This window comes from Allobosea sp. TAB14 (genome assembly GCF_052113865.1).
GTDB classification, from domain to species: domain Bacteria; phylum Pseudomonadota; class Alphaproteobacteria; order Rhizobiales; family Beijerinckiaceae; genus Allobosea; species Allobosea spartocytisi.
Genome location: NZ_JBFRDQ010000083.1, coordinates 44842 through 54550, shown reverse-complemented (window position 1 = coordinate 54550; position 9709 = coordinate 44842). Strand labels below are relative to the sequence as shown.

Genomic DNA, 9709 nt, shown 5'->3' with positions numbered 1-9709 from the left:
GGTTTCCCTCCTCGGCATAGTCGACGAGGGCGCCGAAAAACGGCGTCTTCAGTGTGTCGGCATATTGCTTCAGCCGGCTGATCAGGCTCTTGGCGATGAAGGGCGGGGTTTCCTCCGAAAGAAAGATATAGCCGTCGATGAAGTCGAGCACCTCGACCGGCACGTCCTCGAAGCGCTTGCGGCGGATCAGCAGGATGATGGGGAAGTCGAGGCCGCGCCGGCGCATCAGGTTGATCAGCGCGGCCGTCTTGCCCTCCAACCCCTTCTTGCCCCAGTCGACCACCATGCAGCCGATGGCGGCATCGGTCTGGACCGCGATCTCGGCATCTTCGAGCTTTCGCGCCTTGACGACCTCGAAGCCCGATCGCTCGATCTCCTCGACGATCTGATGGAAGCGGATCCCTTCGAGATCCTCGGCATCGAAGTTCGGCGTTGCGAACAGGAAGGTGAAGCGCCTGAAATAGTCCATACCGGCTCCGCTGAGCATGAACCCGCAGCATTGGGTGAGTTTTACGACAATTCGGCGACTGCCGCTCCGGCCGAAGCCGCGGCGGGCGGGCGCCCCCACGGGCCGGAGAACGGGCTTCCAGGATGGACCCCGCGATGCCGCCAGAACAGTTTGCCGCAGGACCGATCCGGACGGCTAGAACCGCTTGGTCGAGAGCACGTCGAAGGTCTTGCCGATCGTCGCGACGGCCTTGTCGTAGTCGGCCAGCGACAGGCAGGCGATCAGGGCGTCGATGATGGCGAGCTGGGCGATGCGGCTCGTCATCGCCTCGGTGCGGAACTGGGTCTCGCGCGCCATGGTGTTGAGGACAATGTCGGCATAGGCGAGCAGCGGAGACTTGCCGAAATTGGTGATGCAGATCGTCATCGCCCCGGCTTCCCGCGCGAGCCTGGTCGCGGTGACGGTCTCGTGCGTCGAGCCCGAATGCGAGATCGTGATCGTCGCGACATCGGGGCCGGTCAGCGAGGCGCTGATCGCCTGCACATGCGAATCGACCACGACCTTGGATTCGACGCCGATGCGCAGGAGCCGGTAATTGGCGTCCTCCGCGATCGGGGCGGCGCTGCCGATGCCGTAGAGCTCGACGCGGCGCGCCTTGCGGATCGCCGCAACAGCGCGCTCCATCGCCCCTCTGTCGAGCACCTTCATGGTGTCGTGCAGCGCCTGCAGATCGCTGCGGAAGACCTTCTCGATCACCGTCCCGGTGTCGTCGGTGCGGGCGAGATCCTCGTGGATGAACTGCACCGGCTGCACGAGATCACGCGCCAATGCGATCTTGACCTGCTGGAAGCCGCGCGCGCCGAGCTGGCGGCAGAGCGAGATCACGCTGCCCTCGCTCGCCTCCGCGCGTTCGGCCACTTCCGTGACCGACATGGCGGTCAGGTCATTGCCGCAAGCCCATTCATAGGGCGAACCCATGCGATGGGCCGCGCGCATCATGGTGGCGTCCGCCCGCAGACCCAGCATCAGGCTGAACGAGGCATTCCTTCCTGGAAGGCATCACGGAGTTGGAAGGTTCTTCGTCTTTGCGTTGTATCTTAAAAAGAACATTCGTTTGACTTAACAAACGATCCTTTTGCAAGATTTGGGGAGTCCGGCGCTGGTCGCCGACGACCGTGAATTTGCAGAAGGTGACGACCATGGCCGGCACGACGGGGCACTCCAAGCACTTCGAAGCGAGCCGCCGCGCGGTGCTGAAGGTGTCGCTGCTGCTGCCGTTCATTCCCTCTGCCGCTCGCGACGCAGCGGCTCAGGGGGCGCTTCCCCAGCACATCCCGGCCGGGACGAAGCTGGTGGCGGCCGATCAGAACGAGGCGCTGCAGACGCTGATCCGCGCCTCGGGCGTGCAGGCGAAGCTTTCGAGCAACGTAACCTATGCCAATTTCCTCGGCGGTCCGGCGATCCTCGAAGCCTTCCGGGCCGGCGCGCTCGACCTCGCCACCGTCGGCAACACGCCGCCGATCCAGGCCCATGCCGCCGGCGAGAAGATCCCGATCATCGCCGCGCGCGTCTCCTCCGAGACCGATTACTTCCTGGCCGTGCGTCCCGGCCTGAAGATCGACAGCCTGGAGGAGCTGAAGGGCAAGAGCATCGCCTATGGCGAGGGCACCGGACGCCAGCCCTTCGTGCTGAACGCACTCAAGCTCGCCGGGCTGACGCGCAAGGACGTCAAGCTCGTGCCGCTTCGGGCCGCCGACTTCCCCGATGCGATCAGGACCGGCCAGGTCGATGTCGCGGCGCTCAACGAGCCGCATTTCTCGCGCTATCTCGCCGACTTCGCCGATCGCGGCGCAAGCGCGCTGCCGAAGGCGCAGAACGACCGGCTGCCCAAGAGCCTGACCTATCTCTACGCCAGCCAGAAGGCCCTCGACGACCCGGCGAAGGCGGCGGCGATCCGTGAATTCGTGGCGGGCTGGATCGATGCCAGCCGCTGGTCGCACCAGAATGTCGATGCCTGGGTCGATGCCTATTACGTCAAGCGCCAGAACCTGAAGCCGGCCGATGGCAGCAAGATCGTCGAGTCCGAAGGCGAGTTCCAGTTTCCGCTTCTGGCCAGCCTGATCGCGAAGCAGCAATCGCTGATCGACGTGATCCACGAGGCCGGCGACCTGCCGAAGCGGCTCGATGCGCGCGAGGAATTCGACCTGCGCTTCGACGAGGTCATCGCCGCCAAGACCAACTGACACCCTGGCCGAGACGGATGGACGCCATGAGTCTCATCACCTATGCCACCGGCTTCCAGCCCAGCGCGGAAACCGAAAGGCATCCTGTCGGAACGCAAGCAGCACGGCCGCTGCAACTGGCGCCGTCGCGCCTGCCGCGGGGCGGCATCCTGTTCGGGCCGGTCGCGTTGGTCGCGATCTGGGAACTCGCCTCGAGGATCGGCTGGCTCTCGCCAAAATTCCTGGCGGCGCCGTCGACGGCCGTCCTGACCGGCATCGAGCTCCTGAGCAATGGCACGCTGGCCGACCATTTCCTCGCCTCGGCCCAGCGGGCCTATCTCGGCCTCGGCATCGGCGTCGCGCTCGGCCTTGGGATGGCGCTCGCCGCCGGTCTCAGCCGCATCGGCGAAGCCTCGCTCGACGGGCTCGTCCAGATCAAGCGGGCCGTGCCGACGTTGGCGCTGATCCCGCTCGCCATTCTCTGGCTCGGCATCGGCGAGGCGATGAAGGTCGCGCTGATCGCCTCCAGCGTGCTGGTGCCGATCTACATCAACACCCATGCCGCGCTCACGGGCATCGATATCCGCCATGTCGAGCTTGCCCGCAGCGTCGGGTTGTCCCGCGGCGCCTTCCTGCGCGAGGTCGCGCTGCCGGGCRCCCTGCCCGGCTTCTTCACCGGCCTGAGGCTCGCCGTCACCACCTGCTGGACCGCGCTCGTCGTGCTCGAGCAGATCAACACCACCGAGGGCATCGGCTATTTGATGAACCGCGCCCGCGACTACGGCCAGACCGATGTCATCGTCGTCGGCCTTGCGATCTATGCCATCCTCGGCCTCGGCTCGGATTTCGCGGTCAGGTTCTGGGAGCGGCGGGCGCTGTCCTACCGCAAGGCGCTGGCGTCATGAACGCCTCGGCCCATCCGCTCCACCTGCCGCGAGGCCATGCGCCTGCCGCCGTCAGCCTGCGCGAGGTCACGCGCCGCTTCTCCGGCCGAACCGTGCTGAGCGAGGTTTCGCTCGACTTCGCGCCGGGTGAGTTCGTCGCGCTGATCGGCAAGAGCGGCTCGGGCAAGAGCACATTGCTGCGCGCCCTGGCGGGTCTCGATGACGGCGTCGACGGCGAAGGCCGGATCAGCGTGCCGCAGGATCGCTCGGTCCTGTTTCAGGACTCCCGGCTGCTGCCCTGGAAGAACGCGCTGCAGAACGTCGTCTTCGGCCTGCGCGGGGTTGATGCGGATGAGCGCGGCCGCGCCGCCCTTGCGGATGTTGGGCTCGGCGGGCGCGAGGACGCCTGGCCGAATGCGCTCTCCGGTGGCGAACAGCAGCGGGTGGCACTGGCGCGTTCTCTGGTGCGCCAGCCGCGCCTGCTGCTGGCCGACGAACCCTTCGGCGCACTCGACGCCCTGACGCGGATCAGGATGCATGAATTGCTCTTCCGCCTGATCCGCCAGCACCGGCCGACGGTCCTGCTGGTCACGCATGATGTCGACGAGGCGATCAAGCTCGCCGACCGCGTCCTGGTTATGGAGGCCGGCCGCATCGTCGTCGACCGCCCGGTCGCCCTGGCGCATCCGCGCCTCAAAGCCCCTCATTTCGAAGCCTTGCGCGGCGATCTGCTCGCGGCGCTCGGCGTCTCCGATGCCGTCTAGTGAMCCATATCCGACAGGATCGATCCGCCATGGCACGCGAACTTCACCTCAACCTCTTCATCAACGGCCGCGGCCACCACGAAACGGCCTGGCGTCACCCCGCCTCGACGGCGAAGGCGTTGAGCGATCTCTCCTATTACCGCGATCTCGCTCTTGCGGCAGAGGCGGCGAAGCTCGACTCGATCTTCTTCGCCGATCAGCTCGCGCTCGGCGACGAGCTCGCCCATGCGGCGCGCGGGGAGCTGGAGCCGGTCACGCTGCTCGGGGCTCTTGCTGCGTTGACAAGCCAGATCGGGCTGATCGCCACGGCATCGACCACCTATAACGAGCCCTACAACCTCGCCCGCCAGTTCGCCTCGCTGGACCATCTCAGCGGCGGGCGGATCGGCTGGAACATCGTGACCTCCTGGGCGCCGGGCGCCGCCGTCAATTTCGGCCAGGAGGCTCAGGTCGGCATCGACCAGCGCTATGCACGCGCGCACGACTTCGTCGAGGCCGTCTCCAAGCTCTGGGACAGCTGGGCGAGGGACGCCATCGTCGACGACCGCGACCACGGCACCTATGCCCGCCCCGATCGCGTCCGGCGCGCCGCGCATCGCGGCAGCCATTTCAGCGTGGCAGGGGCGCTCAACATCCCGCGCTCGCCGCAAGGCCGCCCGGTCTTCGTCCAGGCCGGCGCGTCGAAGGACGGCCGCGCCTTCGCCGCGCGCTATGCCGAGGCGATCTTCACCGCGCATCTCACCAAGGACAGCGCGATCGAATTCTATGCCGACATCAAGACCCAGGCGCGGGCATTGGGGCGGGGCCCGGATCAGATCGTCATCCTGCCCGGCCTCAGCGCCGCGATCGGCTCGACCGAGGCGGAGGCGAAACGGGTCTGGGAAGAGCTGAATGAACTCTCCCATCCGAGCGTCGGGCTCGCCAGGCTGTCGAGCCGCTTCGGCGGCCATGACTTCTCGCATCTCAAGCTCGACGACGTTCTGTCGGCGGAGGATTTTCCCGATCCGTCGCAGGTCCAGGCTTCGCGCAGCCGGGCGCAGTCGATCACCGCGCTCGTCGCCCGCGAGCGGCCAACATTGCGCGGCCTGCTGCACAGCCTCGCCGGCGCGCGCGGCCACTTCACCGCGACCGGGACGCCGGAGCAGATCGCGGATATCATCGAGGACTGGTTCGTGTCCGGCGCGGCCGACGGCTTCAACGTCATGCCGCCGATTCTGCCGGCGCAATTCGACATCTTTGCGAGCGAGGTCGTGCCGCTGCTGCGCAGGCGCGGGCTGTTCCGAAGCGAATATGGCGACGGGACGCTGCGCGACCGGCTGGGCCTCGACCCGGTTCAGAGCCAGTTCGACCCGGCCGAGCCGGTGAAGCGCTCCGCCTGAGCGGAGCCTCCGGCGGGAAAGCCGTTTCCGTATCGCACGCTCACGCGCTGGTTTCGTTCTCCCGCAGCCTCGCGATTTGGAAGCAATCACCTCCCATCCGGTGACATAACGCCGATGCGCGCTCTTATGTGAGGTCGCGCGGAGGCGGAGCCCGAGATGATCGATCGTAGAACCCTGCTTGCGCTGGCGGCCGGCTCCGTCGCCGGGATCCGGCCGGGCTTCGCCGAGAGCACGGCGCTGCGCATCGGCTACGTGCCGGTCATCGGGGCGAGCGCCCTGTTCGTCCTTGCCGGCGACGGATCGGCACGCGATGCCGGCCTCGAGCTCAAGCTCACCAAGTTCGATTCCGGCCCAAATGCCATCCAGGCCTTTGCGTCCGGCACGATCGATATCCTGGTCATCGGCGTCGCGCCGGTTGCGGTCGCCCGGTCCCGCGGCCTGGACACATCCGTGATCGCAGCCGCGGCGGTCGGCGGTACGGCCTTCGTGGCCGGCCCGGCCCTCGCCAAGGCTTTTGCCGAGAACGCCGACGATCCCGCGAAGGCCTTCGCGGCGTTCAGCGCCGCAACGGGCCGCAAGGCCAAGCTCGGCACGCTTCCGCCGGGCGGYGTGCCGACGGTCGCGCTTCACCACTGGCTCTGGACGATCGGCAAGGTCGAGCGGTCCGATGTCGAGATCGTCAATATGGGCATCGAGGTCGTTCAGCAGGCGATGCTGACCGGCGCCATCGACGGCGGCACGCTGCTCGAACCCTCGGCGACGCTGGTTTCCGAACGCGATCCGCGCATCAAGCGCATCGTCAACTCGCCGGACATGTTCCCGAACATTCCCGGCGTCGTCGTTGCCGCCTCGGGCGCCCTCGTCAAAAACCACCCGGAAGTGGCGGAACGCTTCGTCGGGCTTTTCCATCAAGCGACCGAACGGATTCGCAAGGAGCCGGCCAAGGTCGCCCCGCTCGTGCTGGCCGTGCTTGGCGGCGACCTGGTCGCGGAATCGACGATCGCCAAGGCGCTCGTCTCGCCGGCCGTGAGCTTCGTCAACGACCCCGCCCAGATCCGCAAGGCGACCGAGGCGCTGCTCGCCTATCAGGTGGAGCTCGGCGACTTCCCCCAAGCACCGGCCCTGGACGGCTTGTTTAATCAGGCTCTCTACGAGCGCGGGGTGCGATCCTCACCAAGCCGCTGAACGATCCGAGACCCTGATCCTGCTCAAGCATGACTCGCCGGGGAGGTTTCGTCCCGCTCCCGGATGAAATCCATGTTGAGCTTGAGGCCCAGGCCCGGCAGGTCTGGCACATGCATATGGCCGTCGATCGGCAGCGGCGCGCCGTCGAAGACCTGTGCGGTGATGTCCTCGAACATCAGCAGGCGCTCGAGGAAGAGCGCGTTCGGCACGGCGGCGACGAGATGCAGATGGAGGTTCTCCATCGCATGCGGCGCGAATTTGACGTTCCAGGCCTGGGTCAGAGCGGCGCATTTCAGCATCTCGGTATAGCCGCCGGCCCGCGCGCCATCGACCTGCACGATGTCCGCAGCGTCGTGCATGAGCAGGTCCCTGACGCCGAACTTGGTGTATTCGTGCTCGCCCGTCGCCAGCGGGATATCGGTGCCGCGCTTGAAGCGGGCGAGCCCGGGAATGTCGTCGGCGAAGACCGGCTCCTCGAACAGGAAGATGTCGTATTCGCGAATGCGGTTGGCGAGCTGCACGGCCGTTGCCGCATCGAAGGAATTATTCGCATCGACCATCAGGTTGATGTCGGGGCCGACCGCCTCGCGGACCTTGCGGACGCGCTTGACGTCGCGCCTGGGATTGCGGCCGCCGTCGAAGCCGACCTTGAACTTCACGGTCGTGAAGCCGCGCGCGACCATGCCCTTGATCTCGTCGACGAGCTGGTCGTCGGAATAGGAGGTCCAGCCGCCGCTGGCATAGACCGGCACCTTGGTCCGGTCCCCGCCGAGCAGCTTGTAGAGGGGCAGATCGACGATCTTCCCCTTGAGATCCCAGAGCGCGATGTCGACGGCGCTGAGGGCGCAATACATCAGCCCCTTGCGGCCGACGCCGCGCAGATAGTGGAAGAATTCCTGCCAGATCGCCTCGGTTTCGAGCGGGTCGCGGCCGATCAGCCTGGGCGCCATGTTGCGGTTGATCAACTCGCAGGTCGCCTCGCCGCCGACCTCGTGATAGGTGACGCCGATCCCCTCCAGTCCCTGATCCGTCGTGATGCGGACGATCACGAAGCCGATCGTCTCGACCTTGCGCGTCGCGTCCGCGAAGCCGCCGAGGACCGGGGCGGAGACGAGGTGGACGTCGATCTTCCGAATCCTGTGACCCATCAGCTTTCCTGCGGCAGTCTGCGTTGACATCATTATCGATAATGATATCGATATTCATATCGACAGACCTTGTCCAGCGAGGCACGCGCCTTGATTCCGAAGCTCAGCCGCCCGTCCGATCTGGTCTATGGCATCGTCAAACGGCGGATCATCCTGAACGAGCTGACCCCGGAGACGGTCCTGACCGAGCTCGGCCTCGCCCATGAGATCGGCTGCAGTCAGGGCCCGATCCGCGAGGCGCTGCTGCGCCTGCAGGAGGATGGGCTCGTCGTCCGCTCGGGGCGACGGACGATCGTGACCCGGCTGACGGAAGAGGAAGCCGACGAGATGCTGGCGCTGCGCCGCCGCATCGAGACGCGCGGCGCGCTGAAGGCGGCGCTGCATGCCGACGGGCGGGCTCTCGAAGACCTGCGCGGCATCCTGGCAGCGATGATGGAAGCCGCCGCGGAGGGCGACGAGTACCGCGTCATCGAGGCGGACAAGGATTTCCACCTCGCTTTGTTCCGGCTCTCCGGCCTCGATGCCCTCGGGCAGATCCTGGCACGCTGCATCATGCACTCGAACCGCTACAAGCTCTGGGCGCCGGAGCATCGCCGCCCGCTGATTGAGACGGCGCGACGCCACGACATTCTCTATGAGCGCCTCGCTGCCGGCGATGGAAGCGGACTCGCCGCAGCGCTCGGCTCCCATATCGATACGATCGTCATTCAAGGCGGCGACGAGGTGGCCGCGTGAGCGCCTTCGTCGATCCGCAGATGGCTCGCATCCTCGCCGGTTTCGCGGCGGCGCCGGGCGTCGATTTCAAGACCCTGCCGATCGCGGAGGCCCGCGCCTCCGCCGATGCCGGCTCCATCGCCTGGAACGAAGGCGCGCCCGACCTACCGGCGCGTGAGATCGCGGTGCAGGTTGACGGCGCTATGCTGCGCGGGCGGCTCTATCATCCCAAGCCCGGAACCGCCCTGCCGGTCATCGTCTACGTTCATGGCGGCGGCTGGACCTTCGGCTCGGTCGACACCCATGACGGCACGATGCGGACCCTCGCGGTGGCGTCGGGCTGCGCCGTCTTCGGCTTCGACTATCGCCTCGCGCCGGAGCACCCCTATCCGATCCCGCTGGAGGATACGCTCGGCGCCATCGCCTTCGGGCTCAGCGGCGAACTCGGCCCCGATGTCGATGCGCGGCGCTGGGCTCTTGCCGGGGACTCGGCCGGCGCGACGCTCGCGCTCGCGGCCATGATCCATCGCCGCGATGCGGGGCTTGCCCTCCCCGCCACAGCCGCCCTGTTCTATGGCTGCTACGCCCCCGACTTCGAAACCGGCAGCCATGCGCGGTTCGGCGAGGGATACATCCTGACCACTGCGAATATGCGCTGGTACTGGCGCAACTATCTCGGCGCGGCCTTCGACGCCCCTCCGGCGCTCGCCGCGCCGCTGCATGCCGACCTCCGCGGATTGCCGCCGCTTTACCTGACAGTCGGCGGGCTCGACCCGCTGGTCGACGACACCATCCGTCTGGCGGATCGCCTCGCGGCAGCGGGCGTCGCCTTCCGCCACGACCATGTACCCGGCGTCATCCATGGCTGCCTGCGCATGAGCCGCAAGCTCGCTCCGGCGCAGGCCATGATCGACGCCGGAGCCGCCTACATCACCGAACGACTATAAAAAAATTCAGGGAGTGAA

Annotated in this window: 10 protein-coding genes; 7 read left to right on the top strand and 3 right to left on the bottom strand. The window is 66.8% G+C overall.

Going from position 1 to position 9709, the window contains the following annotated elements:
* Together AB4Y99_RS14400 and AB4Y99_RS14395 are read right to left on the bottom strand one after the other, a co-directional pair.
* A partial coding sequence (locus tag AB4Y99_RS14400) for an Orn/Lys/Arg decarboxylase N-terminal domain-containing protein (protein ID WP_441523792.1) occupies positions 1-469 on the bottom strand: 469 nt, incomplete at its 3' end.
* A 174-nt stretch (positions 470-643) separates the two neighbouring features.
* Positions 644-1447: a MurR/RpiR family transcriptional regulator gene (locus AB4Y99_RS14395; RefSeq protein ID WP_441523791.1), complete on the bottom strand. Its 804-nt coding sequence runs from the start codon at positions 1445-1447 to the stop codon at positions 644-646.
* A 176-nt stretch (positions 1448-1623) separates the two neighbouring features.
* Here AB4Y99_RS14395 and AB4Y99_RS14390 point away from each other — a divergent pair, with 176 nt between their 5' ends.
* The 5 genes from AB4Y99_RS14390 (at position 1624) to AB4Y99_RS14370 (ending at position 6882) form a co-directional block, all read left to right on the top strand.
* Positions 1624-2691 carry an ABC transporter substrate-binding protein gene (locus AB4Y99_RS14390; protein ID WP_441523790.1) on the top strand — a complete coding sequence of 356 codons (1068 nt, stop codon included), beginning with the start codon at positions 1624-1626 and terminating at the stop codon, positions 2689-2691.
* 26 nt (positions 2692-2717) lie between these two features.
* On the top strand, positions 2718-3575 hold the full coding sequence (locus tag AB4Y99_RS14385; RefSeq protein ID WP_441523789.1) for an ABC transporter permease: 858 nt from the start codon (positions 2718-2720) through the stop codon (positions 3573-3575).
* Positions 3572-4318 (top strand): ABC transporter ATP-binding protein, encoded by a 747-nt coding sequence (locus AB4Y99_RS14380; protein ID WP_441523788.1) that lies wholly within the window; start codon positions 3572-3574, stop codon positions 4316-4318. Before AB4Y99_RS14385 ends, AB4Y99_RS14380 begins: the two co-directional genes overlap by 4 nt.
* 29 nt (positions 4319-4347) lie before the next feature.
* The gene (locus tag AB4Y99_RS14375) at positions 4348-5697 is read left to right on the top strand and encodes an LLM class flavin-dependent oxidoreductase (protein WP_441523787.1); all 1350 of its coding nucleotides are present in this window, start codon (positions 4348-4350) and stop codon (positions 5695-5697) included.
* 156 nt (positions 5698-5853) lie between these two features.
* A complete protein-coding gene (locus tag AB4Y99_RS14370; RefSeq protein ID WP_441523786.1) occupies positions 5854-6882 on the top strand; it encodes an ABC transporter substrate-binding protein in 1029 nt (342 codons plus the stop codon).
* Positions 6883-6905: 23 nt separating this feature from the next.
* Here the strand turns inward: AB4Y99_RS14370 and AB4Y99_RS14365 are convergent, their stop codons facing one another.
* On the bottom strand, positions 6906-8030 hold the full coding sequence (locus AB4Y99_RS14365; RefSeq protein ID WP_441523785.1) for a mandelate racemase/muconate lactonizing enzyme family protein: 1125 nt from the start codon (positions 8028-8030) through the stop codon (positions 6906-6908).
* Between the two features lie 90 nt (positions 8031-8120).
* Here AB4Y99_RS14365 and AB4Y99_RS14360 point away from each other — a divergent pair, with 90 nt between their 5' ends.
* Complete coding sequence (locus AB4Y99_RS14360) at positions 8121-8765, top strand: GntR family transcriptional regulator (RefSeq protein WP_441523784.1); 645 nt, start codon at positions 8121-8123, stop codon at positions 8763-8765.
* On the top strand, positions 8762-9691 hold the full coding sequence (locus AB4Y99_RS14355) for an alpha/beta hydrolase (RefSeq protein ID WP_441523783.1): 930 nt from the start codon (positions 8762-8764) through the stop codon (positions 9689-9691). Before AB4Y99_RS14360 ends, AB4Y99_RS14355 begins: the two co-directional genes overlap by 4 nt.
* The last annotated feature ends 18 nt before the right edge of the window (positions 9692-9709 follow it).

Bases quoted from the DNA above. Each gene is read 5' to 3' on its own strand.
- AB4Y99_RS14375 (WP_441523787.1), top strand. From the start codon at position 4,348: ATGGCACGCGAACTTCACCTCAACCTCTTCATCAACGGCCGCGGCCAC.
- AB4Y99_RS14365 (WP_441523785.1), bottom strand. From the start codon at position 8,030: ATGGGTCACAGGATTCGGAAGATCGACGTCCACCTCGTCTCCGCCCCG.
- AB4Y99_RS14395 (WP_441523791.1), bottom strand. From the start codon at position 1,447: ATGATGCGCGCGGCCCATCGCATGGGTTCGCCCTATGAATGGGCTTGC.
- AB4Y99_RS14380 (WP_441523788.1), top strand. From the start codon at position 3,572: ATGAACGCCTCGGCCCATCCGCTCCACCTGCCGCGAGGCCATGCGCCT.